At 71.1% G+C, this 26,054-nt stretch carries 21 protein-coding genes; 14 read left to right on the top strand and 7 right to left on the bottom strand.

What is annotated here, in order from left to right; translation table 11 throughout:
* Positions 1–198 precede the first annotated feature (198 nt).
* Positions 199–1,161, top strand: a complete 963-nt coding sequence (locus tag Q673_RS32895) for a zinc metalloprotease HtpX (protein WP_023007026.1) — start codon at positions 199–201, stop codon at positions 1,159–1,161.
* A 96-nt stretch (positions 1,162–1,257) separates the two neighbouring features.
* Here Q673_RS32895 and Q673_RS32890 read toward each other — a convergent pair whose 3' ends face one another.
* Positions 1,258–1,716, bottom strand: a complete 459-nt coding sequence (locus tag Q673_RS32890) for a hypothetical protein (protein ID WP_023007025.1) — start codon at positions 1,714–1,716, stop codon at positions 1,258–1,260.
* A 164-nt stretch (positions 1,717–1,880) separates the two neighbouring features.
* Here Q673_RS32890 and nfo point away from each other — a divergent pair, with 164 nt between their 5' ends.
* From nfo to Q673_RS36760, 8 genes are all read left to right on the top strand, one after another.
* Entirely contained in the window at positions 1,881–2,732 is an 852-nt protein-coding gene (nfo, locus tag Q673_RS32885; RefSeq protein WP_023007024.1) for a deoxyribonuclease IV, read from the top strand.
* Between the two features lie 106 nt (positions 2,733–2,838).
* Positions 2,839–3,834 carry a TRAP transporter substrate-binding protein gene (locus tag Q673_RS32880; RefSeq protein WP_023007023.1) on the top strand — a complete coding sequence of 332 codons (996 nt, stop codon included), beginning with the start codon at positions 2,839–2,841 and terminating at the stop codon, positions 3,832–3,834.
* On the top strand, positions 3,835–4,356 hold the full coding sequence (locus Q673_RS32875) for a TRAP transporter small permease (protein ID WP_023007022.1): 522 nt from the start codon (positions 3,835–3,837) through the stop codon (positions 4,354–4,356). It abuts the gene before it with no gap.
* Positions 4,353–5,612, top strand: a complete 1,260-nt coding sequence (locus Q673_RS32870) for a TRAP transporter large permease (protein ID WP_023007021.1) — start codon at positions 4,353–4,355, stop codon at positions 5,610–5,612. The genes Q673_RS32875 and Q673_RS32870 overlap by 4 nt, the downstream gene beginning before the upstream one ends.
* 72 nt (positions 5,613–5,684) lie before the next feature.
* Positions 5,685–5,879, top strand: a complete 195-nt coding sequence (locus tag Q673_RS32865) for a hypothetical protein (RefSeq protein WP_023007020.1) — start codon at positions 5,685–5,687, stop codon at positions 5,877–5,879.
* Between the two features lie 120 nt (positions 5,880–5,999).
* The gene (locus tag Q673_RS32860; RefSeq protein WP_023007019.1) at positions 6,000–8,714 is read left to right on the top strand and encodes a cation-translocating P-type ATPase; all 2,715 of its coding nucleotides are present in this window, start codon (positions 6,000–6,002) and stop codon (positions 8,712–8,714) included.
* An 89-nt stretch (positions 8,715–8,803) separates the two neighbouring features.
* A complete protein-coding gene (locus Q673_RS32855; protein WP_023007018.1) occupies positions 8,804–11,371 on the top strand; it encodes a DUF2339 domain-containing protein in 2,568 nt (855 codons plus the stop codon).
* A complete protein-coding gene (locus tag Q673_RS36760) occupies positions 11,368–11,511 on the top strand; it encodes a hypothetical protein (RefSeq protein ID WP_023007017.1) in 144 nt (47 codons plus the stop codon). The genes Q673_RS32855 and Q673_RS36760 overlap by 4 nt, the downstream gene beginning before the upstream one ends.
* A gap of 11 nt (positions 11,512–11,522) precedes the next feature.
* Here the strand turns inward: Q673_RS36760 and hrpB are convergent, their stop codons facing one another.
* From hrpB to Q673_RS32835, 4 genes are read right to left on the bottom strand one after another with little or no spacing between them, the layout of a single operon-like run.
* Positions 11,523–13,955 (bottom strand): ATP-dependent helicase HrpB, encoded by a 2,433-nt coding sequence (gene hrpB, locus Q673_RS32850; RefSeq protein WP_023007016.1) that lies wholly within the window; start codon positions 13,953–13,955, stop codon positions 11,523–11,525.
* A gap of 6 nt (positions 13,956–13,961) precedes the next feature.
* The gene (locus Q673_RS36175; RefSeq protein WP_081712078.1) at positions 13,962–14,264 is read right to left on the bottom strand and encodes a type II toxin-antitoxin system RelE/ParE family toxin; all 303 of its coding nucleotides are present in this window, start codon (positions 14,262–14,264) and stop codon (positions 13,962–13,964) included.
* Positions 14,249–14,437, bottom strand: coding sequence for a hypothetical protein (locus Q673_RS32840; protein WP_023007014.1), 189 nt, complete (start codon positions 14,435–14,437; stop codon positions 14,249–14,251). The genes Q673_RS36175 and Q673_RS32840 overlap by 16 nt, the downstream gene beginning before the upstream one ends.
* A 42-nt stretch (positions 14,438–14,479) precedes the next feature.
* Positions 14,480–15,148: a TetR/AcrR family transcriptional regulator gene (locus Q673_RS32835; RefSeq protein ID WP_023007013.1), complete on the bottom strand. Its 669-nt coding sequence runs from the start codon at positions 15,146–15,148 to the stop codon at positions 14,480–14,482.
* A gap of 188 nt (positions 15,149–15,336) precedes the next feature.
* Here Q673_RS32835 and xdhA point away from each other — a divergent pair, with 188 nt between their 5' ends.
* Genes xdhA through Q673_RS32810 form a run of 5 tightly spaced genes read left to right on the top strand, consistent with a single transcriptional unit; the run spans position 15,337 to position 22,881 of the window.
* Positions 15,337–16,848, top strand: a complete 1,512-nt coding sequence (gene xdhA / locus Q673_RS32830) for a xanthine dehydrogenase small subunit (protein ID WP_023007012.1) — start codon at positions 15,337–15,339, stop codon at positions 16,846–16,848.
* The gene (xdhB, locus tag Q673_RS32825; protein WP_023007011.1) at positions 16,832–19,309 is read left to right on the top strand and encodes a xanthine dehydrogenase molybdopterin binding subunit; all 2,478 of its coding nucleotides are present in this window, start codon (positions 16,832–16,834) and stop codon (positions 19,307–19,309) included. Before xdhA ends, xdhB begins: the two co-directional genes overlap by 17 nt.
* On the top strand, positions 19,306–20,145 hold the full coding sequence (gene xdhC / locus Q673_RS32820; RefSeq protein ID WP_023007010.1) for a xanthine dehydrogenase accessory protein XdhC: 840 nt from the start codon (positions 19,306–19,308) through the stop codon (positions 20,143–20,145). The genes xdhB and xdhC overlap by 4 nt, the downstream gene beginning before the upstream one ends.
* Before the next feature lie 12 nt (positions 20,146–20,157).
* A complete protein-coding gene (guaD, locus tag Q673_RS32815; protein WP_023007009.1) occupies positions 20,158–21,477 on the top strand; it encodes a guanine deaminase in 1,320 nt (439 codons plus the stop codon).
* A 36-nt stretch (positions 21,478–21,513) separates the two neighbouring features.
* Complete coding sequence (locus Q673_RS32810; RefSeq protein ID WP_023007008.1) at positions 21,514–22,881, top strand: NCS2 family permease; 1,368 nt, start codon at positions 21,514–21,516, stop codon at positions 22,879–22,881.
* 82 nt (positions 22,882–22,963) lie between these two features.
* Here Q673_RS32810 and Q673_RS32805 read toward each other — a convergent pair whose 3' ends face one another.
* Together Q673_RS32805 and Q673_RS32800 are read right to left on the bottom strand one after the other, a co-directional pair.
* Positions 22,964–23,956 carry an adenosine deaminase gene (locus tag Q673_RS32805; protein WP_023007007.1) on the bottom strand — a complete coding sequence of 331 codons (993 nt, stop codon included), beginning with the start codon at positions 23,954–23,956 and terminating at the stop codon, positions 22,964–22,966.
* 101 nt (positions 23,957–24,057) lie between these two features.
* A complete protein-coding gene (locus Q673_RS32800) occupies positions 24,058–26,052 on the bottom strand; it encodes a DUF4139 domain-containing protein (RefSeq protein ID WP_023007006.1) in 1,995 nt (664 codons plus the stop codon).
* Positions 26,053–26,054 lie beyond the last annotated feature (2 nt).

Below are 26,054 nucleotides of genomic sequence, written 5' to 3'. Positions count from 1 at the left end.
TCCCGCCACGGTGCGACGCGCGGCGTGCCTGGCGAAAGCGCACAAGGAACGCACAAGGAAAAAGAGCGCCGAAGAAGCGCGACAGGATCGATGAGACAGGAAAGGGGGTGGCCATCCCTGGCCGGGGGAAACGCTCAGCCGATGTAGGCGGCGATCGCCTCGCGGGCGGGTTACACTGGCATCGACAGGAGGCTTGCCATGCTCTCTCGCTTCGCCGCCCAGCGCCTGCACAACACCCTCCAGCACCTGCTGATCCTGGTCGGCATGTCGCTGCTGCTCTCGGTGCCCGCCTGGCTGCTGGCCGGGGGCGCCGGCGTGGCCTGGGCCTTCGGCCTGGTGCTGCTGACGCTTTATCTGAGCGGCCGGGTGCCGGCACGCCTAGTGCTGGCCAACGCCGGGGCCGGGGTGCTGCACCGCCACCAGGCCCCGCAGCTCTACCGGGTGATGGACCTGCTCTACCGCCGTGCCGGCCTTTCCCAGCCGCCATGGCTCTTCTACGTGCCCACTGCGGACCTCAACGCCTTCGCCGTGGGGGACGCCAGGGACGGCGGCATCGCGGTGACCGAGGGGTTGCTGCACTGCCTCTCGCTGCGCCAGCTGGCCGGGGTGCTGGCCCACGAGGTCAGTCACCTGCGCCATGGCGACACCCGGGTGATGTCCATGGCCGCCACCATGACGCGGCTGACGGTGTGGGGCGCCTTCCTGGTGCAGCTGGCGCTGATCGTCATGCTGCCCATGGTGATGGCCGGCGAGCTCCGCCTGCCCTGGCTGGAGCTGCTGGTGGTGGGCCTGGCGCCCACCGCCAGCACCCTGCTGCAGCTGGCGCTGTCGCGCAATCGCGAGTTCACCGCCGACCTGGAGGCCGCCGCGCTTACCCGCGACCCGGAGGGACTGGCCGAGGCGCTCGCGGTGCTCGAGGCGCAAAAGGGGCTATGGCTGACCACCCTCTTCGGGCGCCGTCAGCTGCCGAGCTGGCTGCGCTTCCTGCAGACCCATCCGGCCACCGAGGAGCGGGTGGGACGCCTGATGGCCCTGGCGCGCCGCCAGGGGCCGCGGCCACCCTCCTCGCGCCCCTACCGGCCCCGGGAGCCGCTGGTGGAGGCCCGCCCCGAGCGCCGCGGCCATCGCTACTGGCTGGGCCGGCCCCACGACCGGCGCTGAGCCACGCCTGACTCACCCGCCATGACGCAGGACGGCACCCCGAGGGTGCCGTCCTTATCGCGCCTCGGGCCCGCCGGGGGGGCCGCGTCGCCCGGCTTACTGGGCCGGCGCCTGCTGCTGTTGCTGCATCTGGCGCATCTGCTGCTGCCGCTGGGCGATCTGGCGCTCCAGCTCGTCGCGCTGCTCGGCGGTCAGGGCGGCCTGCATGCGCGACTGCATCAACACGCTCTCGGCGGTCATCTCGCCGGAGAGGTCCCCGAGCAGCTCGGCATCCTGGCGGATGGCGGCCTCGTCATACTCCGGGCCGGCGTTCTGCTGCAGGCGCATCTGCACGCTCCGGGCCTCGGCCTGCAGCGACTGGATGCGCTCGCGGGAGTCACTGAGCAGGCTCACCAGCTCTTGCTCCTGCTGCTGGTCGAGGTCGACCAGCTGGTCGAGCTGGGCCACCTGCTCCTCGGCGCTGGGCGGCTGCCCCTGGGGCATCTGCTGGGCGAAGGCCGGCACGGCCAGGGCCAGGCTCAGCGAGGAAACGGCGAGGGACTTGCGCAGGGTCATGGGATCTCCTGGTTGATCGACGTGGCCCCGACCCTAGCGGACCGTCGCGGGTGACGTCCACCGTCGCCACCCGCGGACGCCCTGGGGTTCGACGGCCGGATCGGCGACAATCCCGGGATCCATTACCCCGGACCACCCGACGAGAGAGCACACAGGACCACAGCATGAAGTACATCGGAGCCCACGTCAGCGCCGCCGGCGGCGTCGACCAGGCGGTGGCACGCGCCGTGGAGATCGGCGCCAACGCCTTCGCGCTCTTCACCAAGAACCAGCGCCAGTGGAAGGCCAAGCCCCTCGACGAGACGGTCATCGCGGCCTTCCGCGACGCCTGCCGGCGCCACGGCTTCGGCCCCGGCCAGGTCCTTCCCCACGACAGCTACCTGATCAACCTCGGGCACCCCGAGGCCGAGGGCCTCGCCAAGTCGCGGGCCGCCTTCCTCGACGAGATGCGCCGCTGCGAGCAACTGGGCATCGACCGCCTCAACTTCCACCCCGGCAGCCACCTGCGTAAGAGCAGCCAGAGCGACTGCCTGGCGCGCATCGCCGAGTCGATCAACCTGGCGCTGGCCGAGACGCGCGGGGTCACCGCGGTGCTCGAGAACACCGCCGGCCAGGGCAGCAACCTGGGCTGGCGCTTCGAGCAGCTGGCCGAGATCATCGCCCAGGTGGAGGACAGGAGCCGGGTCGGCGTCTGCCTCGACACCTGCCACGCCTTCGCCGCCGGCTACGACCTGCGCACCCGGGAGGCGACCCTGGCCATGCTCGACGAGTTCGACGCCGTGGTGGGCATCGACTACCTCAAGGGGATGCACCTCAACGACGCCAAGAGCGAGCTCGGCAGCCGGGTGGATCGCCACCACAGCCTCGGCCGCGGCAACATTGGCAGCGCCTGCTTCACCGCCCTGATGCAGGACCCACGCACCGACGACATGCCGCTGGTGCTCGAGACCATCGAGCCCGCCATCTGGCCCGAGGAGATCGCCTGGCTGCGTGAGCAGGCCGCCGCCCCGGCGTAGGCGGACGCCACCCGGCGCGAGCGTGAAATTGACCGACCTCCCCGCCACAGGGCATGCTTTCCGGCGCTGGATTCGCAACTCGCTGACACGCATAAGGAAACGAATAATGAACGGTTTTCTCCGCAGCACGCTGGCCCTCTCCGTCTCGCTCGCCATGGCCGCCACCGCCCAGGCCAACGAGTTCGCCGACATGGACCCCGTCACCCTGCGCCTAGCCCACGTGGTCAACGAGCAGGACGGCTTCCATATCGCCGCCATGAAGTTCGAGGAGTTGGTGGAGGAGCGCACCGACGGCAAGGTGGACATCGAGCTCTACCCCAACGCCAGCCTGGGTGACGAGCGCACCCTGCTCGAGGGCATGCAGATCGGCACCGTGGACATGGGCGTGATCACCAACGGCCCGGTGGCCAACTTCCTCGAGGAGATGGCGGTGTTCGAGCTCCCCTTCCTCTTCCCCAGTCCCGAGGCCGCCTATGCGGTACTCGACGGCGAGATCGGCCAGGAGCTGCTGGGCCGCCTTTCCGAGGTCAACCTCAAGGGGCTGGCCTACGCCGAGCGCGGCTTCCGCAACCTCACCAACAGCGAGCGCCCGGTGGAGGCCCCCGCGGACATCGACGGCCTGCGCATCCGCGTGATGGAGAACCCGGTCTACGTCGACACCTTCCGCGAGCTCGGCGCCAACGCCGTGCCCATGGCCTGGACCGAGGCGCTCACCGCCATGCAGCAGGGCACCATCGACGGCCAGGAGAACCCGGTCAACGTCATCCACTCCTTCAAGCTGTACGAAACCCAGGATCACATGACGCTGACCCGGCACACCTATGCGCCGGCGCTCTTCGTGATGGGCATGCCGGTGTGGAACCAGCTGCCGGAGGCCGCCCAGGCGGTGATCGAGCAGGCCGCCCAGGAGGCCGCCGAGCACGAGCGCCGGGTCAACGCCGAGATGGAGGCCGAGCAGCTGGCCGAGCTGCGCGAGGCGGGCATGGAGATCGTCGAGGAACCCGACATCGCCGCCTTCCAGGAGGCCGTCGCCCCGGTCTACGAGACCTACGGCGAGCAGTTCGGCGACTATCTGCCGCGCATCCAGGAGGCCCTGAAGTAAGTGCCCCCGCTCGCCCCTTCCCTGCTGCGACCGCTGCGGTGGAGTGAGCGCACCCTCGACGCCGTCATCGCGCCCGTGGTCGTCACGGCGATGGCGGCGTTGATCGGTGTGATCACCCTGCAGATCGTCTCGCGCGTCTTCTTCACCGCGGTGGGCTGGACCGAGGAGGTGGCCCGCTTCCTGCTGGTGTGGATCACCTTCCTCGCCGCCACCCTCGCCTTCCGCCGCGGCCGGCATATCGCCGTCACCTTCGTGGTCGACGCCCTGCCGGGGTTGCCGCGGCGCCTGGCGCACATCGCCGCCCGGCTGGTGGCGCTGGGCTTCCTGCTCGGCCTGGTGGTCATCGGCTGGGAGTACATGCAGGTGCAGAGCTTCCAGAAGTCCGCCTCCCTGCGCCTCTCCATGACGTGGGTCTATGCAGTGATCCCGCTCTCGGCGGCGATCATGGCCTGGTACGCCCTGGTGGACGTCATCGGCCTGGCCCTCGGCGAGGCGCGCGAGCCCGAGGAGGAGGCCCCATGACCGCCCTGCTCTTCGCGCTGTTCCTGGTCTTCATGCTGCTGGGAGTGCCCATCGCGCTCGCCATCGGCGCCAGCACCCTGGTGGCGCTCCACGCCCAGGGGGTGCCCTTGATGGTGGTCACCCAGCAGATGTTCCAGGGCATCAACTCCTTCGCCCTGGTGGCGGTGCCCATGTTCATCCTCGCCGGCGACCTGATGGCCCAGGGCCGGGTCAGCGAGCGGCTGGTGGCCTTCGCCGACTCGCTGTTCGGCTTCCTCAAGGGCGGGCTCTCCATCGTCTCGGTGGGCGCCGGCATGTTCTTCGCCGCCATCTCCGGCTCCGGGGCGGCCACCACCGCCGCGGTGGGCTCGAGCCTGGTGCCGGAGCTGCGCAAGAAGGGCTACGAGCCCGCCTCGGCGGCCAGCCTGATCGCCGCCAGCGGCACCATCGGCGTGGTGATCCCGCCCTCGGTGCCGATGATCATCTACGCGGTGATCGCCCAGCAGTCGGTATCATCGCTGTTCCTGAACGGCATCCTGCCGGGCATCGCCATGGGCGTGGGGCTCTCGGCCATCGCCATCGTCCAGGCCTACCGCCGCCAGTACCCCCACGGCACCGCCCTCTCCGCGGCCACCATCTGGCGCACCTTCAAAAGCGCCAGTTGGGGCCTGATGACCCCGGTGATCATCCTCGGCGGGATCTTCTCGGGGGTCTTCACCCCCAGCGAGGCGGCGGTGGTGGCGGTCAACTACGCCCTGCTGGTGTCGCTGTTCGTCTACCGCGACCTGACGCTGAAGGAGGTCTACGCCATCCTGATGCGCTCGGCCATTACCACCTCGGTGATCATGCTGGTGATCGCCACCTCGGCGGTGCTCAGCTGGACCCTCTCCAGCTGGCAAGTGCCCGGCGCCATCGCCCAGGCGGTGCTGTCGCTCTCCACCGACCCGCTGGTGATCATGCTGCTGGTGGTGGCGGTGATCCTGCTCACCGGCGTCTTCATCGAGACCGCCAGCGCCCTGATCATCCTCACCCCGGTGCTGCTGCCGCTGGTCACCCGGCTGGGCATCGACCCCATCCACTTCGGGCTGATCATCGTCATGGGGCTGGCCATCGGCATGATCACCCCGCCGGTGGCGATCAACCTCTACGTGGCCTCCTCGGTGACCCGGTTGCCGCTGGAGCGCATCACCCGGGCGATCGTTCCCTACCTGCTGGGCCTGATCGCGGTGCTGCTGCTGGTGGTCTATGTGCCGATCCTCGCCGGCTGGTCCGGGTAGACCCGCCGAGTAACGCTCTGCCGGCCGGCGGCGACGCCGGCCGGCGCCTCGCATCCCCTCTGGAGAGCCCCCATGCCCATCACTCGACCGCTTGTCGCCGCCCTCGCCCTGGCCTTGCTCGCCGGCTGCACCACCTACACCTACCCGGACCGCGAGAGCGAGACGGTGTGGGGCGTGCCTGCCGAGGACGAGACGCTGACCCCGGAGGAGCGCCGGAACGCCCCGACCCGCTACCGCGTGCCCGGCGAGCCGCCCGAGACGCGCTGACGTCCCTCACGGCCGGTGTTTCAGCGACTTGCACCCGGAACCCTGTCCCGCGTCACTGCAGCGCAGCATGAGATGTGATACATTTGGCGGCATGGACCATGACCGGCTGGAGATCACGGGATGAACGAATCACAGCGGGAGGCGGGCGCCTGGCACGCCCTGACCGGCGAGGAGGCCCTGACACGCCTGGAGGCCTCCGCCGATGGGCTCGGCGAGGCCGAGGCGGAGGCACGTCTCCAGCGATACGGCCCCAACCAGCTGCAGCAGGCCGAGGCACGCCCGGCCTGGAAGCGCTTCCTCGAGCAGCTCGCCAATGTGCTGATGCTGGTGCTGATCGGCGCGGCGGTGGCGAGCCTGGGGCTCGGCCACACCCTGGACGCCATCGCCATCTTCGGGGTGGTGCTGATCATCGCCCTGATCGGCTTCCTGCAGGAGGGCAAGGCCGAGCAGGCGCTGGAGAGCATCCGCAACATGCTCTCGCCCCAGGCCCAGGTGCTGCGCGACGGCAGGCGTCGGACGATCCCCGCCGAGCAGCTGGTGCCGGGGGACGTGGTGATGGTGGAGAGTGGTGACCGGGTGCCGGCGGACCTGCGCCTGCTGGAAGCCAGGCGGCTGCGCACCGAGGAGGCCTCCCTGACCGGCGAGTCCACCGCCGTGGACAAGGATACTCCGCCGGTAGCAGAGGACGCCGACCTGGGCGACCGCACCGGCATGGCCTACGCCGGCACGATCGTGGTCCAGGGCGCCGCACGGGGCCTGGTGGTGGAGACCGGCACACGCACCGAGCTGGGCCGCATCTCCGAGATGTTGCGTGGCGTCGAGCAGCTCAAGACACCGCTGCTGCGCCAGATCGATCGTGCCGGTCGCGTGCTGGCCCTGATCATCCTGGTGATCGCCATCCTCACCGCGGCCTTCGGCGTGCTGGTCCACGGCCAGCCCGTCGGCGACATGTTCATGGCCGCGGTAGGCCTCGCCGTGGCGGCGATTCCCGAGGGCATGCCCGCCATCGTCACCATCGGCCTGGCCCTGGGGGTGCAGGCCATGGCCCGCCGCAACGCCATCATCCGGCGCCTGCCGGCGGTGGAGACCCTGGGCTCCATCTCCACCATCTTCTCCGACAAGACCGGCACCCTGACCCGCAACGAGATGACCGCCCGGTCGATCTGGCTGCCCCAGGGCGAAATCCGCATCGACGGCACCGGCTTCGCCCCCGAGGGTGACTTCCACACGCTGGACGAGGACGGCGAGGCACAGCAGGCGCCGCTGAACCTCGACGACCACCACGCCCTGCGCCACTTCCTCAAGGTCGGCGTGCTCTGCAACGACGCCGAACTGGCCCGCGAAGAGGGCCACTGGAAGATCCACGGCGATCCCACCGAAGGCGCCCTGGTGGTGGCGGCCGCCAAGGCGGGCTTGGAGGCGCGCACCCTGCGCGGCGATCACGACCGCCAGGACGCCATCCCCTTCGAGTCCGCTAACAAGTACATGGCCACCCTGCATGAGATCGACGGACGCCACTGCCTGCTGGTCAAGGGCGCCCCGGACCGCCTGCTTGAGATGTGCCACCGCGTGCGCCAGGAGGATGGCGAGGACAGCGAACTCGATCACGCCGAGTGGGAAGAGCGCATCCATGCCCTCTCCGGTCAGGGGCTGCGGGTGCTGGCGTTGGCCGAGAAGCCCCTCCATGACGTCGAGTCGCTCGAGGATCACCACGCCGAGGACGGCCTAGTGCTGCTGGGCCTGGTAGGGCTTCTCGACCCGCCCCGGGACGAGGCCATCGAGGCGGTGAAGGAGTGCCTAGCCGCCGGCATCCGTCCGGTGATGATCACCGGCGACCATGCCGTTACCGCCCTGGCCATCGCCCGCCAGCTGGGGTTTGCCCATACCGAACGGGCGATCAGCGGCCGCGAGATCGAGGCGATGTCCGACGCCGAGCTTGCCGAGGTGATCCTCGAGGTGGACGTCTTCGCCCGGGCCGCGCCGGAGCACAAGCTGCGCCTGGTCCAGGCGATGCAGTCCCACGGCGGCATCTGTGCCATGACCGGCGACGGGGTCAACGATGGTCCGGCGCTCAAGCGCGCCGACGTCGGCGTGGCCATGGGCATCCAGGGCACCGAGGCCGCCAAGGAGGCCGCGGAGATGGTGCTGGCCGACGACAACTTCGCCACCATCGTCGGAGCCATCCGCGAGGGACGCAAGGTCTACGACAACATCCGCAAGACCATCACCTACCTGCTGCCCACCAACGGCGCCCAGGGGCTGGCGATCCTGCTCGCCGTGCTGGCCGGCACCCAGCTGCCGGTGACCCCGGTGCAGGCGCTATGGGTCAACATGGTGGTGGCGGTGACCCTGGGTCTGGCACTGGCCTTCGAGAAGGGCGAGGGGGACCTGATGCGTCGCCGGCCCCGCAACCCCGACGCCGCCCTGCTCGACCTCTTCCTGCTGTGGCGGGTGGGCTTCGTCTCGATGCTGCTGCTGCTCGGCGTGTTCGGGGTCTTCTCCTGGATACTCAACGCCCAGGGCGGCAGCATCGAGCTCGCCCGCGCGGGCGCGGTGAACATGCTGGTGGCGGGCAGTGCCGCCTACCTGATCAACAGTCGCTTCCTCACCGCCAGCACCCTCTCGCTCCAGGGGATCTTCGGCAGCAAGCCGATATGGGGCTCCATCGCCGCCGTGGCCCTGCTGCAGCTGGGCTGGACCTACCTGCCGTTCATGCAGTTGGTGTTCGGCGGTGAAGGGCTCGAAGCCCCCCACTGGCTGGCGATCTTGCTGGTGAGCGTGGCCATCTACCTGGTGATCGAGGCGGAGAAGTGGGTGCTGCGACGGCGGCGCTGACCCCACGGCACCAACGACAGCGGCACGCTTGTGGCCCATGCTGTGGAGGTCGCGGGTGTCCTGAGTAACCCCAGCCAGAGAGGAAGGCCATGCCGCTGCTGCTGACACTGCTGCTGCTCCTGCTGGGGCTGCCGAGCCTGGTGGCCATCGTCGCCCTGGTGCGCCTCGCCCGCCTGACGCGTCGGGTGGAGTCACTGGAGGCGGCCCTGGCCCGACCCGCCGTGGAGGACGCGATGGCCACTCCCTCCCGGGGCAGGAAGGTCGAGGCAGGCACGAGCCGACGCCCCCTCTGGCGCGACGGCCTCGCCCGCCGGCTGGCCAGCGGAGCTCGGCGGGTGCGAGGCACCGCGGCAGGCTGGCTCAGCGAGGGCAATCTGCCGGTCAAGATCGGTATCCTGGTGCTCTTCGCGGGGCTCGCGGCACTGATCCGCCACGCCTCCACCCAGGGCTGGCTGACCCTCTCCATCAAATTGCGCCTGGCTGGCATCGCCGTCCTGGCGGTGGCCGCCCTGGGCTTCGGCTGGCAGCAGCGTCGCACCCGGCGGGTGTTCGCGCTGAGCCTGCAGGGCGGGGCCATCGGCGTGCTGTTGATGGTGATCTTCGCCGCCGCCCAGCGCTTCGCGCTGCTACCCCTGCCGCTGGCCTTCCTGCTCAGCGTGGCACTGGTGGCCGGGCTCGGGGTGCTGGGCACACTCCAGAATGCGCTGGCACTGGCCGTGCTGGGCAGTCTGGCGGGCTTTCTCGCGCCGCTGTGGCTGGCCCGTGCTCCTGGCGATCCGCTGGTACTGTTCAGCTACTACGCGCTGCTCAACCTGGGCATCTTCGCCATCGCCTGGGTGCGCCACTGGCGCCTACTCGACCTGCTGGGTTTCGTGGCCACCTTCGCCATCGCCACCGCCTGGGGCGTTCTCGACTACAGCCCCCGGCACTACGCGGTGGCCCAGCCCTTCCTGGCACTGTTCTTCCTGCTCTACCTGCTGGTCCCGATCCTCCACGCCAGGCGCCGACAAGCGCAGGCGTCGCCGCACAGGACGGACAGCCGCATCGACGGCAGCCTGGTCTTCGGCACGCCGCTAGTGGCGTTCGGTCTCCAGGCGGCGCTGCTCGAGGGCGAGCGGCTGTCGCTGGCCCTGTGTGCCCTGGGCATCGCTCTGCTCTATGCCCTGCTCGCCAGCTGGCTGCTGCGCCAGGCGCGCACGCGTCCGCTCGGTGAGGCCCACGCCGCCCTGGCACTGGGCTTCGCCACCCTGGCGATTCCGCTGGCACTCTCGGCGCGAGTCAGCGCCGCGCTCTTCGCCGTGGAGGGGGCCGCCCTGATATGGCTGGGCCTGCGCCAGCACCGCCTGCTGCCCCGCTTCGCCGGCCTGTCCCTGCAGCTGGTGGCCGGCCTGACGCTGCTTGGCAGCCTTGTCTTCGCCTGGGCCGTGGACACTCCCGTCGCCAACGCCGCCTTCATGGCCGGGGTGATCCTTGCCGCGGCGGGCCTCGTCTCCGCCGAGACCCTATGGCGAGGCGGTTACCCACGCTGGGCGCTGGCCGCCCTCGCCTGGGGCCTGGCCTGGTGGCTTTCCATCACCGCCCGGGAGATCGACCTGTTCGCCGCCCCGGCCATGGCCGATGACTGGCGCCTGGCACTGCTGGCACTCACCGGACTGGCCCTGGCCGAGCGCTACCGCCGCCGGCCGGCTACGGCGCTGGCCTGGGGCGTCGCCGGCTCACTGCTGCTCACGGCCCTCCTGCTGGCCGGGGCGCTCGAGCGCATACTCGCCGTGCCTCTCGCCATCGGTCCCCTCGCCCCCTGGGGCTGGGCCCTGGTGATCGTGCTCGGCTATCGCCAGCTGCAGGGGCTGGCGCGACACTCCGAAGCGCTCCAGGACGAGCCCCTGCCGCCCGCCGCCTGGGCCCAGGGGGCCTGGCTCGCCTCCACGCCACTCTTCCTCAGCACCCTGCTGCTGCAACCGCTCCCCCTGAACCTGGCACCCGCCTGGCAGCTCGCCGCCGCGCTGCTGCCCTGGCTCACGCTCGCTGCCCTGCTCTGCCACCGACCCGGCTGGGTGCTGCGCCCCCTGGCCGAGCCGGCACAGGCCTGGCGCATGTCGCTCGCGACCGGCCTGCTGCTGGTACTGGCCCTCGCCTGGGTGGCGCTGCTGCCACGCGCCGGCGCCCCCTTCCCGCTGCCCTGGCTGCCGCTGGCCAATCCCCTGGCGCTGGTGCAGTGGGCGACGCTGCTGGTCGCCTGGCAGCTCTGGCGGGGTGGCCTCTGGCCTGCGGCGGCAGACCGCCACGCCCCGGCCCTGCTGGGGGCCGCGGCCTTCCTGCTGCTCACCGTGGAGTTGCTGCGCGGGACGCATCTGGCGGGCGGTGCCCCCTGGTCGCCGGCGATGCTGGAACTCGGCCTGGTGCAGACCGGCCTCACCCTGCTGTGGAGCCTGCTCGGCGTGATCGGCTGGGTGCTGGGCTCGCGGCGCCGGCAGCGCACCCTGTGGCAACTCTCCGCACTGCTGATGGCGGTGGTACTGGTCAAGCTGGTGGCGGTGGATCGCCAGCACCTCGGCAACCTGCTGGGCATCGCCTCGTTTATCGGCTACGGGCTGCTGTGCATCGGCGTGGGCTACCTCGCCCCGGCGCCGCCGCGGCGACAGGAGGAAGCATCATGAGACGCCTCGGCTACCTGGCACTGCTGGCCTGGCCGACGCTGGTCGCGGCCAGGGGGCTCGAGGGGGCATGGCGTCACGCCTGGCCCCTCGAGGTAGTGGTGCCGGCGGAACGCCTGCTGCGCCGCGGCAATGAGGCCTAGGCTGACGGAGGCTAACGCCGCTTGGTGCGGGCGGTGGCCTCGGCGGTAGTGGGGTCCTCGGGCCAGGGGTGCTTGGGATAGCGCCCCCTCATCTCGCGGCGCACCTCGGCGTAGCCGCCCGCCCAGAAGCTCGCCAGGTCGTCGGTGACCTGCAGGGGACGCCGCGCCGGCGAGAGCAGATGCAGCAGCACCGCCACGCGTCCGTCGGCCACCCGCGGAGAGGCCTCCCAGCCGAAGCACTCCTGCAGCTTCACCGCCAGTACCGGCGGCTGGCCCTCCAGACAGGGGGCGTAGTCGACCCGGTGTCGGGCGCCGCTGGGCACTGCCAGGCGCTCGGGGGCGAGCGCGTCGAGCCGGGCACGCAGCGGCCAGTCGAGGGTGTCCAGCAAAAAGCGAGCCAGCGGCAGGCGCTCCACGGCCTCCAGGCGCGTGATGCCGTCGAGGTGCGGGCCGAGCCAACTCGCGAGGGTCGCAAGCAGCGCTTCCTCGCTGGCCTCCGGCCAGTCATCAACCAGGGTCGCCCGCAGCAGCGCCAGGCGGCCGCGCAGTTGGGTGAGCGACTCATCCCGCGGCAGGCCGCGGCGGCGTAGCGCCTCGAGCAGGGCCTCGCGCACCGCCTCGGCGGGCAACCGCTGGAGCGGGCGGCGTTCGAGCACCACGGCCCCCAGGCCGCGCACCTGCTCGCCGACAAGACGGCCCTGCTCATCGGACCACTCCAGGCGCGGGCGCCACTCGGTGCACTCGGGATAGAGCGCCTCCAGCCGCGCTTGAGAAAGTCCCACCGCCCGGTAGATCCGTGCCCCGCTCGCCTCGCCCGAGAGTTCCGCGGCCACCAGCAGCTCGGCGTGGGCCAGGGGATGCGCCTCGGGCAGGGTCGCCAGGCCGCCGGCGGCCAGGCGAAAGCGCCCGGGCTCGTCGAGGCGCTGGGCGATGCGCTCCGGGTAGGCCAGGGCCAGCAGCGCCCCCAGCGGGGCCAGGCTCGCCACCTCGAGTGGCACACCGGCGATACGGGCCAGGCGCTCGGCGTCGCGCCGCCACTGGCGATGGGCGCGGGGCTCGCGCAGCCGCGCCTGCAGCGCCCGTTCCAGGTCGCGCTCCGCGTCGCCGCCACGCTCCTCCAGCAGCGCCACCAGGGCGCAGGCCAGCGGCAGCGCATCGAGCCCATGGGAGCGCTCCAGCATCGCCGCCAGGCGCGGATGGGTCGGCCAGCGGGCGGCGGAGCGCCCCGACTCGGTCAGATGGAAGGCGTCGTCAAGCAGGCCCAGGCGATGCAGCAGCTCGCGCCCGGCGGCCAGCGCCGCGGCGGGTGGCGGGGTCACCCAGGCCAACTGGCTCGGGTCGGTGATGCCCCAACGGGCCAGCTCGAAGGCGAGCGGCGCCAGATCGGCCTGGCGGATCTCCGGCTCGCCATGGGGAACCAGCGGCTGTTCCTCGGCCCACAGCCGCAGGCAGAGGCCCGGCCCCTGGCGGCCGGCACGACCACGGCGCTGGTCGGCGCTGGCGCGGTTGACGCGGCGGGTCTCGAGGCGCGTCAGGCCGCTTCTGGGCTGGAACACCGGTACCCGCTCGAGGCCGGCGTCCATCACCAGGCGCACGCCGTCCACGGTGACGCTGGACTCGGCGATGGCCGTGGCCAGCACCACCCGCCGGCGTCCCTCGGGGTCCGGGCGCAGGGCGCGGCGCTGCGCCTCCAGGGGCAGGCGACCGTGCAACTCCATCACCGCAAGCTCAGGTGCCCGGCCGGCGAGCTCACGGGCCAGCCGGCGAATCTCCGCCACCCCGGGCAGGATCACCAGGGCATCGCCTGCCTGCGCCGTCATGGCCTCGAGCAGCGCCCGGGCCTGCTGGGGGGCGGTGTCGTCGCGGGCATTGAGGGCGCGGTGGCGAGTCTCGACGGGGTAGCTGCGCCCGGGGCAGTCAATCACCGGGGTCGCCTCCCCCAGCACCCCGAGCAGGGCCTCGACATCCAGGGTCGCCGACATCACCAGCAGGCGCAGGTCGTCGCGCACCGACTGGGCATCAAGCGCCAGCGCGAGGCCCAGGTCCGCCTCCAGGCTGCGCTCGTGGAACTCGTCGAAGAGGATGCCGGCCACGCCTTCGAGCAGCGGGTCCTCCTGGAGCATCCGTGTCAGCACCCCCTGGGTGACCACCTCCAGGCGGGTGTGCGGGCCGACGCGACTCTCGCCGCGCATGCGGTAGCCGACGGTCTCCCCGACCCGCTCGCCCAGGCTCTCGGCCATGAAGCCGGCGGCCAGGCGCGCCGCTACCCGCCGCGGCTCCAGCAGCAGCAACCTCCCCTCGCGGGCCCAGGGCGCCTCGAGCAGCGAAAGCGGCACCCGGGTGGTCTTGCCGGCGCCGGGTTCGGCCACCAGCAGCGCACGGGGATGATCGGCCAGGGCCGCCTGGATGGCGGGCAGACGGGACTCGATGGGAAGTGACGTCATGCTGGCTTACTCGAAGCGACCGCTGTTCTCGAGAAGGCGTTTACCATGCACGACGGCGACAATCAGCACTGTGTCATCACCACTTTGATAAACAAGACGATAGCTATAAACGAAGGCTTCTCGAAGGGTAGGATCCTTGAATTCCGGTACAACACGGCCGCTGTCGGGGAATTCGGCTATATCGCGCGCCTTGGCCACCAGCTTGCCGACCACTGCCGATGCGTAGAACGCGGAATCACGCTCGATGTACTCAGCGATAAGCTCAAGGTCCTCGAGGGCTTCCGGTGACCAGACTAGCGTCGCAGCCACTTGGCCAGCCTCTCCTCGACCTGTGCCTGACTCAATGTCCCCTCGTGCTCAGCTCGGGTGAGCCCACGCCGGACCTTTTCGGTGACATAGAGGTGATACTGGATGTCTTCGAGGGAGCAATCCTCGGGCAGCGATTCGAGCATCTGCCGTACATCCTGCTTTGCCGTGTTCATGTCGCGCCTCCACCGACCATGCCCTGTTTCATATCCATCCTATCATGCGCCTTGTGGCCTGGACGTCACACCGCACCCCTTGAGGATCACCCGGGTCAAAAAGGCGGTGATCGCCTCCACGTCGGCGTCGCTTAGCGACTCGCGGTCGGTGATGCCGAGCACCTGGGCCTCGAAGTCGGCGTAGTGCTGGGTGGCCGACCAGATCAGGAAGATCAGCCATACCGGATCCACCGGATCCATCAGGCCACGCTCGGCCCACTGTCGAAAGATCGCCGCGCGCGCCTGCACCCAGTCGCGCAGGTCGCCGCGCAGGTACTCCTGCAGGAAGGGGGCGCCGCCGAGGATCTCGGCGGCGAAGAGCCGCGAGCCCTCGGGATGGCGCCGAGAGAGCTGCATCTTGCTGCGGATGAACGCCTCCAGCACCTCGGCCGGGTCGTCGTCCACCGAGATGTCGTCGAGCAGGGCGTTCCAGCGCGCCATCATCCGCTCCAGCAGGCGAACGTAGAGGCCCCGCTTGCTGCCCATGTAGTAGAGCACGTTGGACTTGGGCAGCCCCGCCTGCTCGGCGATGGTGGCCAGGCTGGCGCCTCGGTAGCCGTGGGCGGCGAAGACCCGCTCGGCAGCGGCCAGGATCTCGCGCTCGTTGCGCTCTCGGGTAGCGCCGTTGCCACCCTCCCCCCTGGGGTTCGCGGGGACATCGCCCTGGCTCATCAAGCGCCTCCTGGCCATATGAAAGGTTGCGGCGAGTTTGCCGCATGCCCCGGAAGCTTGCAAAGCACTGGTATCTGGACCATGCTGATACCATTCCTGACCGAATGGTCAAGAAGCTTCCTGAGACGAATCCCTGACGCGATCGACGGTCGCAACAACGAGTCGCAATCAACAATAGAGACAAGGCGATGATCGACTTCCTGCTCAACGGGCAGCCCCGCCGGTGCGAGGCCTCGCCCGACACCAGCGTGCTCGAGCTCCTGCGCGACACCCTGGGCCAGACCGGCACCAAGGAGGGCTGCGCTTCCGGCGACTGCGGCGCCTGCACCGTGGCCATCGGCGCGCCCGATGCCGACGGCAAGACCCGCTACCACGCCGCCAACGCCTGCATCACCCCGGCCCACCAGCTACAGGGCCGTGCTCTGGTCACCGTGGAGGGGCTGGCCCGGGGCGAGACCCTGCACCCCGCCCAGGCGGCCATGGTGGAGCACCACGGCAGCCAGTGCGGCTTCTGCACCCCGGGCATCGTGATGTCGCTATTCACCCTGCATGAAAGCCAGCGACGGGGAGGTGGAGAGCGTCCGGCGCCCCTGACCCCGCAGCGCCTGGAGGCCGCGCTGGGCGGCAACCTCTGTCGCTGCACCGGCTACCGCCCGATCCGCGACGCGGCGCTGGCCATGGGCGACTACCCCGAGGCGCGTCACGAGTGGCTCGACCTCGCCGTGGACGCCGCGGCCCCGGCGACGGAGGCGACGCCCGAGGCCGCCTTCATCCAGCCCACGACCCTGGAGGCGCTGATCGCCGAGCGCCGTGCCCACCCCGAGGCGCCGATCGTCGCCGGCGGCACCGACCTGTGGCTCGAGGTGACCCAGCGTCTGGCCCGCTTCCCGCGGGTGGTGGACGTCACCCGGGTAGCCGAGCTCGCTGCCCTCGAGGAAACCACCCTCGCGGATGGCCGCGCCGGCTGGTGGATCGGCGGCGCGGTGACCTATGCGCGCCTGGAGCCGCTGCTCGCCGAGCACTACCCGGCCTTCGCCCACCTGCTGCATCGGCTGGGTTCGGCCCAGGTCCGCAACCGCGGCACCCTGGGCGGCAACATCGCCAACGCCTCCCCCATCGGCGACACCCCGCCGGTGCTGCTCGCCCTGGGCGCGCGGCTATGGCTCGCCGGTCCCGGAGACGGTGAGGAAATCGCCGAGCGCGAGCTGCCCCTCGACGACTTCTTCCTCGACTACAAGAAGACCGCCCTGAACCAGGACAAGGAGTGCGAAGGCGAGGTGATCCGCGCCATCTTCCTGCCCAGGCCAGAGGCGGGACGACACCTGAAGGTCTGGAAGCTCTCCAAGCGGCGCGAGGACGACATCTCTGCGGTGCTCGGTGCCTTCGCCTGGCGCCTGGAAGACGGCGTGCTGCGCGACGTACGCCTCGCCTTCGGCGGCATGGCGGCGATACCCAAGCGCGCCGCGGCCGCCGAAGCGGCGCTGGAGGGGCAGGCCCCCAGCGAGGCGGCCTTCGCGGCGGCCCGCGCCGCCCTGGCGGAGGACTTCCAGCCCATGAGCGACGTGCGTGGCAGCGCCGACTACCGCCGCTTCTCCGCCGCCAACCTGCTCGAACGCCTGCGCCTGGTGGTAACCGCCGACGGCCAGGACACGACAGCCACCAGCGCCCGGGAGGTGATGCTCGATGCGTACGCTCACTAGGCTTTCCACCAAGGCGCCCGACACCCGTCACGTCGACCTCGATACCGACGCCGCCGCGGCGCGCCGGGACCTCGAGGGACGTATCCAGGGCTCGGGCCCGGTCGCCCGCGAGACCCTGGGCCAGGGCGGCGCCGGCAGCGCTCGCGCCCACGAGAGCGCCATCAAGCACGTCACCGGCCGGGCCGCCTATATCGACGACCTCAAGGTGCCGGCCGACTGCCTGCACCTGGCGCTCGCCCTCTCGCCGGTGGCCCATGGCCGCCTGAGGCACCTCGACCTCAACCGGGTCCGCGCCCTGCCCGGCGTGGTGGACGCCGTGGGCTTTCACGAGGTGCCCGGCCACACCGACATCGGCCCGGTCTTTCCCGGCGATCCGCTCTTCGTTGAGGAGGAGATCAGCTACGCCGGCCAGGTGCTCTTCGCGGTGGCCGCCGAGAGCCATCGCGCCGCCCGGGAGGCGGTGAAGGCGGCCCTTGATGCAGGCGTCGTGAAAATCGACGAGTGCCCGGCGAGCCTCGACCCGGTGGCTGCCGCCGAGCGCGGCGAGTTCGTGCGCCCTACCCATGTGCAGGAGCGCGGCGACTGGGCGGCAAGCCTCGCCGAGGCACCGCTGATGGTGGAGGGCGAGCAGTTCGTCGGCGGCCAGGAGCACTTCTATCTGGAGGGCCAGGCCTGCCTGGTCACCCCCACCGAGGACGAGGGCGTGGTGGTGCACACCTCCAACCAGCACCCCAGCGAGACCCAGAAGCTGGTGGCCGAGGTGCTGGGGGTGCCCCTGCATGCCGTCACCGTGGAGGTGCGCCGCATGGGCGGCGGCTTCGGCGGCAAGGAGACTCAGGCCTCGCCCTGGGCCTGCATCGCCGCCCTGGTCAGCCGACGCACCGGCCGCGCGGCCAAGCTGCGCCTGCCCCGCGGCGACGACATGCGGGTCACCGGCAAGCGTCACCCCTTCCACAACCGCTACCGGCTGGGGGTGGACGCGCAGGGCGTGATCCAGGGCGGCGAGATCACCGTGATCGGCGACTGCGGCTACTCGCCGGACCTCTCGGATGCCATCGTCGACCGCGCCATGTTCCACGCCGACAACGCCTACTCCCTGGGCGCGGCCCGGGTCACCGGCCATCGGGCGCGTACCCATTTCGCCTCCAACACCGCCTTCCGCGGCTTCGGCGGCCCCCAGGGGATGATGGTGATCGAGGCGGCCATGGACGACATCGCCCGGCGCGTGGGCGAGGATCCGCTCACCATCCGCAAGCGCAACCTCTACCGCCAGGGTCGGGACGTTACCCACTATGGCCAGAGCGTGGAGCAGCTCGGCCTGCTGCATGAGCTGGTGGCGCGGCTGGAGGCGAGCAGCGACTACTGGACACGCCGCCGCGAGATCACCGCCTTCAACGCCGAGAGCCCGGTGGTCAAGCGCGGCCTGGCGCTGACCCCGGTGAAGTTCGGCATCTCCTTCACCGCCCAGCACCTCAACCAGGCGGGCGCCCTGCTCCACGTCTATACCGACGGCAGCGTGCAGATCAACCACGGCGGCACCGAGATGGGCCAGGGGCTGCACACCAAGATCTGCCAGGTGGTGGCCCGGGAGCTGGCGCTGGACCTCGACGCCGTGCGCATCACCGCCACGCGCACCGACAAGGTGCCCAACACCTCGCCCACCGCGGCCTCCAGCGGCGCCGACCTCAACGGCATGGCCGCCCGGGACGCCTGCTTGCGGCTCAAGGAACGCCTGTTCGACTTCGCCGCCGAGCACTTTTATCAAGGGCATGCCCTCGACCGCGAAGGCATGCGCCTTGAGGACGGCCACCTGGTGGCGGGGTGGGGTGAGAGCGAGCGGCGCATCCCCTGGGGCGAGCTAGTGCAGACGGCCTACTTCGGGCGGGTCTCGCTCTCCGAGAAGGGCTTCTACGCCACCCCGCTGATCCACTACGACCGCCAGACCGGCCAGGGGCGCCCCTTCTACTACTACGCCTTCGGCGCCGCGGTGGCCGAGGTACGCGTGGATACCCTGAGCGGCGAGTACCGGGTGGAGGGGGTCGACATCCTCCACGACGTCGGTGACTCCCTCAACCCGGCCATCGACGCCGGCCAGGTGGAAGGTGGTTTCATCCAGGGCATGGGCTGGCTGACCAGCGAGGAGCTCAAATGGAACGAGGGCGGGCGGCTGATCTCCGATGGCCCCGCCACCTACAAGATCCCCACCTTCGGCGACCTGCCGCCGCGCTTCAACGTCGAGCTGATGGAGGGCCACCCCAACTCCATGGCGAGCCTCTACCGCTCCAAGGCGGTGGGCGAGCCGCCGTTCATGCTGGCCATCTCGGTGTGGTCGGCGCTGCGCGACGCCCTGGCGAGCCTCACCTCCTACCGCGAGGCGCCACGCCTGGACACCCCGGCCACCCCGGAGCGTGTCTTGATGGCCGCCGAGGCGCTGCGCCGCCGCGGGGAGTCGACGCCATGAGCCGGCAGGCCGAGAGCTGGCACGCCGCCCTGCACCGGCTGCAGCGCGAGGGGGTGCCCCATGCCCTGGCCACCCAGGTGACCAGCGCCGGCTCCACCCCCCGGGAGCCCGGGGCGCGGATGGTGATCACCGCGGATGACGTCTTCGACACCCTGGGCGGCGGCACCTTCGAGTGGCAGACCATCGAGGCCGCCCGAAGCCGCCTGGCCGCCGGCGAGCCCGGCATGAGCCTCGAGGCCTTCAGCCTCGGCGGGCGCAGCGGCCAGTGCTGCGGTGGCTTCGTCAACGTGCTGCTGGAGGTCTTCCCGGGCAGCCCCGTGACCCTGGCGCTGTTCGGGGCCGGCCACGTCGGCCGCGAGATCGTGCGGCTGGCCGCCCCCCTGGGCTGGCGCATCGTCTGGCACGACAGCCGCGACGACGCCTTCCCGTCCTGGGGCGAGGAGATCCCGCGCCTGGAGTGCCGGCGAACCACGGACCCGGCCGCCGCCGTGGCCGCGCTGCCCGCCGGCAGCCACGCCCTGGTGATGACCCACGACCACGCCGAGGACCGCGCTCTGGTGGATGCCCTTCTCGCCCGCGGCGATACGGTCTCGCTGGGCCTGATCGGATCAAGGAGCAAGTGGGCCAGCTTCCGCTCGCGGCTGCGGGACGCCGGCCACGATGAGTCGGCGCTGGCCCGGGTACGCTGCCCGATCGGCGACTCCGGCGGCGACAAGCGCCCCTACGCCATCGCGCTGGCCACCATCGCCGAGCTGCTGCCGCTGACCGCCGAGGCTAAACACCCCGACCAGCGCGGCCTCGACCCCGCCGAGCTGCGTGACCTGTTTCATTCATGAGCCCCTGACGAGATGACCCACAACGACTCGCGCGTGCTGCGCGCCGAACTGCTGAGCTTCGATGCCGACCCCGGCGACGACGACACCCCGGCGCCGGGCAGCGTACGCCACCACCCCGATGGCGCGGTGTGGATCGAGAACGGCCGACTCCGTGCCGTTGACGACTACGCCACCCTGGCCCCCGACCTGCCCCCCGGCATCGAGATCATCGATCATCGGGGAAAATTGATAGTGCCCGGCTTTATCGACAGCCATGTCCACTACGTGCAGCTGGAGATCATCGCCTCCTACGGGCGCCAGCTGCTCGACTGGCTGAACGACTACACCTTCCCCGAGGAGCTGCGCTTCTCCGACCCCGATCATGCGGCGGCGCTCTCCGAGGCCTTCCTCGACGAGCTGCTGCGGGTCGGCACCACCACCGCCCAGGTATTCTGCTCGAGCCACCCCGTCTCGGTGGACGCCTTCCTCGCGGCCAGCCACCGCCGCGGCCTCTGCATGCTCGCCGGCAAGGTGCTGATGGACCGCCACGCGCCGACGGGGCTCACCGACGACGTGGTGGGCGGCATCCGCGACAGCGAGCGTCTGATCGGCGACTGGCACGGCAAGGGGCGCCTCGGCTACAGCCTGACCCCGCGCTTCGCCCCCACCTCCACCCGCGAGCAGCTCGACGCCACCGGGGCGCTGCTGCGCAACGACGAAAGCCTCTGGCTGCAGACCCACCTGGCCGAGAACACCGGCGAGCTCGACTGGGTGGCCGAGCTCTTCCCGGGCAGCCGTGACTACCTGGAGGTCTACGAGCAGTCAGGCCTGGTGGGCCCGCGCAGCACCTTCGCCCACGGCATCCACCTCGATCAGGAGATGCGCGGGCGGCTCGCCGAGCGCGGCGCCAACCTCGCGTTCTGCCCCAGCTCCAACCTCTTCCTGGGCAGCGGGCTCTTCGACCGCCAGGCCGCCCGGGAGATGGCCCTCAACGTCACCTACGCCAGCGACGTGGGCGGCGGCACCGACCTCTCGGGGCTCGCCACGCTCAAGGCCGCCTATCAGGTGGGCCAGCTGCGCGGCCAGCCGCTGACCGCCTGGCAGGGGCTCTTCGGACTGACACTGGGCAACGCCCGGGCGCTCTCGCTCGACGATCGCATCGGCCGCCTGGCGCCGGGCATGGACGCCGACCTGGTGGTCCTCGACCCCGCCGCCACGCCGCTGCTGGCCCGGCGCACGGCACGCAGCCGCAGCCTGGCCGAGACCCTCTTCGCGCTGATGATGATGGGCGACGATCGCTGCGTGGCCGAGACCTGGGCGGCCGGGCGCCTCCAGCACCGCCGCGACGACTGACTGACAAAGTTCACTCACAACAACAACGGGTTCGCCATGACAACCGAGACCTCCTCCCTTCCCGGCGAGGCGACCAGCGCCGCCTCAGCCTCCGACGCCCCCTGGCTCGACCGCTTCTTCGGCGTGAGCCGACGCGGCTCAAGCCTCAGGACCGAGATCCTCGCCGGCATCGCCACCTTCCTGGCCTCGATGTACATCATCGTAGTGAATCCGGCGATCCTCTCCGAGGCCGGTATCCCCTTCTCCGCGGCACTCTCCGCCACCGTGCTGATCAGCTTCATGAGCAGCCTGGCCATGGGGCTCTACGCCCGCAACCCCATCCTGGTGGCCCCGGGCATGGGCATGAACGCGCTGTTCACCTACACCCTGGTGCTGGGCGCCGGCCTCTCCTGGGAGGTGGCCCTGGGCTGCGTGTTCTGGTCCGGGGTGCTGTTCGCCCTGCTCGCGGTGTTCAACGTGCGCAAGGCGATCATCGAGGCGATCCCCGCCTCGCTGCGCTACGCCATCACCTGCGGCATCGGCCTGTTCATCACCTTCATCGGGCTCAAGAACGCCGGCTTCATCGTCGGCAGCGACGCCACCCTGGTGACCCTGGGCAGCTTCGGCCCGGGCCTTTTGACCTTCTTCATCGGCCTGATGGCCACCGCGGTGATGGTGATCCTGCGCATGAACGGTGCCCTGATCCTTGGCATCGCCCTGACCACCCTGCTGGCCACCCCCATGGGTCGGCTGTGGGGCGGCGAGATGGTCGTCGAGTGGAGCGGCCTGGCCGCCTGGCCCGACTTCGGCGCGGTGATGCAGGTGGATATCTGGGGGGCGCTCAAGGTCGCCTACCTGCCCTTCATCTTCGTGATGCTGTTCACCAACTTCTTCGACGCCCTCTCCTGCTTCATGGCGCTCTCGGAGTCGGCGGACCTCAAGGACAAGGACGGCAATCCCCGCAACCTCAAGCGCTCCATGACGGTGGACGCCTTCGCCTCGATGATCGCCGCGCCGCTCGGCACCAGCGCCGCCCAGACCTTCATCGAGTCCGGCGCCGGCGTCGCCCAGGGCGGGCGCACCGGCCTGGTGGCGGTGACCATCGCCATGCTCTTCCTGCCCTTCCTGTTCCTGTCGCCGCTGCTGTCGCTGGTGCCCGGCATCGCCACCGCCCCGGCGCTGGTGCTGGTGGGGCTCTTCATGCTCTCGCCCATCGGCCGCATCGACTGGAGCCGCTACGAGGAGGCCTTCCCCGCCTTCCTGGCGATCATCCTGATGCCGCTCACCTACTCCATCACCCTGGGCATCGCCTTCGGCTTCCTGAGCTACGTGCTGATCAAGCTGACCACCGGCAAGGCCGGCGAGATCCGCCCCGCCATGTGGGTCTCCGCGGCCCTCTGCGTGGTGCTGCTGGCCACCACCTGAGGCTGATCGCCGGTACCGAAACGCCGAAGGGCCGCCCATGGGCGGCCCTTCGGCGTTTCAGGAAGCCAAGGTAGCGACTGGGCTATGCCTCGGCCAGCAGGCGGCGCAGCTCGTCGCGGCGCGCCTCGTCGACGAAGGCCGCCTCGATGGCGTTGCCGGCCAGCCGGCGGAAGGTCGCCTCGTCCCAGCCGAAGGCGCGCTGGCAGGCGAGGAAGTTCTCCAGCATGCCGCCGCCGAAGTAGGCCGGGTCGTCGGAGTTGAGGGTGACGTTGAGCCCCTCGGCGAGGAGTCTCGGCAAGGGGTGATCCTCGAGGCGGTCGACCACCCTGAGGCGCACGTTGGAGAGCGGACAGACGGTGAGCACGGTCTGCTCGTCGCGCAGCCGGGCGACCAGCTCGGGATCCTCCAGGCAGCGCACCCCGTGGTCGATGCGGCACACGCCGAGGTGGTCCAGCGCCCCGCGGATATAGGCGGGCGGCCCCTCCTCCCCGGCGTGGGCCACCCGCGGGATGCCGAGCCGCCGAGCGCGCTCGAACACCTCGACGAACTTCTCCGGCGGGTTGCCCTGCTCGGCGCTGTCCAGCCCCACGGCGTCGAGCATCTCCCAGTAGGGGGCGGCCTCCTCCAGCACCTTGAGCGCCTCCTCGGCGTCGCGGTCGCGCAGGAAGGCCATGATCAGGGCGGTGGAGAGCCCCAGCTCCCGGGCCGCCTCGCGCCGCGCCAGGGAGAGCCCCTCCATGACGATCGGCAGCTCGACCCCGCGCGCCAGGTGGGCCTGGGGGTCGAAGTGCAGCTCCACGTGGACCACCCCCTCGGCGTGGGCGCGCCGGAAGTAGTCCATGGCCAGGTTGTGGAAGTCCTCGGCGGTGTGCAGCACGCTCATGCCCTGGTAGTAGAGGTCCAGGAAGGACTGCAGGTCCGAGAAGTCGTAGGCGGCGCGCACCTCCTCCACCGAGGCGTAGGGCAGCGCGACCCCGTTGCGCTCGGCCAGGGCGAACATCAGCTCGGGCTCCAGCGACCCCTCGATATGCAGGTGCAGCTCGGCCTTGGGCAGGCGGGTCAGGAAATCACGCATGGTTCATCTCGCTCTCCTCGGATCCTATCACCACATCCTGATAGAAAGCGGGCCGCCGCGCAAAGTCCCCGATATCAACGCCCTCTTGACCTTCAACCACCTCATGGCAAGTCGCGCAGGGTCTCGGCCAGGGCCTCGCGGCGCCGCTCGCGCTCGGCCTCGGCCTCGGTGCGCCGCGCCTCCAGCTCGGCGATGCGCTCCTCCGCGGCCTCCAGGTCGGCGAGGTAGCGCTGCCCCAGGGCGTTGTCGGTGCCCACCGCCGCCAGGTTGTCGCGGATCCGGGCCTGGCCCTCCACGGCGCGCTCGCGCTCACGGGCGATGTCCTCGAGCTCACGCTCCACCTCGGCCAGGGCCCGGCGCCGCTCCAGCACCCGCTCGAGCCCCTCGGCGGTCTCCCCCTCGGCGGCCTCGCGCCACTCCACCAGCTGCGCCACTCCGGCATCCGCCAGGGCCACGCTCTGGCGGCGAGTCAGGGTTTCCACGGCCGTCACCTCGCCGCTCTCCCCGGCGGTCAGGCGCAGCGCCAGGCGACGGTGGCTCGGCGTGCTCTCGACGAGTGCCTCGGAGGCGAACTCCCACCCCTCGCGGCGGGGATGCTCGATCAGCACCTCGCGGGCCTCCCGGGCATCGTTCTCCACCGCATAGCGGGTGATGCGCCGGGAGATGTGGGTCAGGCGCAGGGCGCCGTCGACGATCACCATCCGCTCGAGGCGCTCCTCGGGGCGGCTGCTTTCCACCACCCGCACCTGGCGATCGGCGGCGAAGCTCGCCAGGCGCGACTCGCCGGCCGGGATGCCGGGCAGGTCGACATCCCCCACATGGCCCAGCCCGGCGTCGTAGACAGTGACCAGCCCCGGCGGCAGCCAGGCACCGGTGGTGTTCTCCAGGCGCACCGCGGCCACCGGGTGGCGCTCGCCGCGCTCGGGTTGGTAGAGCGAGACGCGCCGTGCCGGCACCTCGGCGTCGACGAAGAGCAGCGACAGGGTGCGCCCGGCGTCCAGGTCCACCGGAGCCGGCAGGCGCCAGGTGGCGGCGGTGGCGCCCTCGCGCACCTCGGCGGGTCGGGCGGGTGCCGAGGGGGCGGCCTGGGCACGCGCCGCGGCATCGGCGCCGAAGGCCATGGCGGACTCCAGTCGTGCGGCGCGGGGCGCGCTGATGGCGCCCTCGTCGGGGCGCACCGGCGCGATGGCATCGGTGCCCACCGGGACCTCGGGGCGCTCGGCCCAGTAGCGCGCCAGCAGGCGCTGGGTCAGGGTCACCGGGGCACCGCTGGAGAGGGTCAGGACGACGTCGTCCCAGTCGCTGCCGCTGGCATTCTCCACCACCGACCACGCCTGCAGCTGGGCCGCCTCGTCGCCCTCCAGCAGCAGCCGGTAGGCACTCTTCCACACCGGGGCGGCCACCACATAGGTCAGCGACACCTCGCGCTCGCCCTCCCCGTCGAGGGCGATGGCCAGGCGGCGCATCTCGTCGGTGCGGGCGCGGGCGCTGACCGCGGCGGCCTCGCCCAGTCGCTGGCGCAGCGACGGGTCGAGCAGTTCCAGCCGGGCATCGTCGCCCAGCGCCAGGGTCGCCACGGCGCCCTCGGCATCGAGCAGCGCCAGGGTGCGGGTGACGCGCCCCTCCGCGTCACGCCGCTCGTCGACGCCCAGCACCCGCCCCTCCAGGCGCTGGCCGGCGGCGCTGACGCGCACCTCGACCCCCTGCAGCGCCTGGGCCAAGCGCGCCACCGAGCCGAGGTCCCCGGGGCCGAAGGGCAGCCGACGGAAGGTCTCCTCCAGGGTCGCCAGGCCATCGAGGCTCACCCCCTCGAGGCGACCGGCGGGGTCGCGCACCACCAGGCTCTTGAGCACGTCGTCCACCTGCTCCAGGGGCACGTCGAGGTGCAGGGTGCCGTCCCCCTCGAGGGTGGCGCGGCGCTCCACCTCGGCGAGGCCGCCCGAGGAGAGGGTGACGGCGGTCACCGCCAGCCCCTCGGCCTGGGCGGTGGCGGAGAAGGCCACCGTGGTGAGGGCGATGGTGAGGCCGGCGAAGGCCACGGCGAGGCGCAGCGGGCGGCGGCGGGCCCGACGCGGGCCGATATCCCTGAGGATCATGG

This window comes from Halomonas sp. PBN3 (assembly GCF_000475415.1).
In the GTDB taxonomy this organism is placed as follows: Bacteria; Pseudomonadota; Gammaproteobacteria; order Pseudomonadales; family Halomonadaceae; genus Halomonas; species Halomonas shengliensis.
Note: the sequence above shows the minus strand (reverse complement) of the source record. Positions and strands in the feature narration are given on the sequence as shown.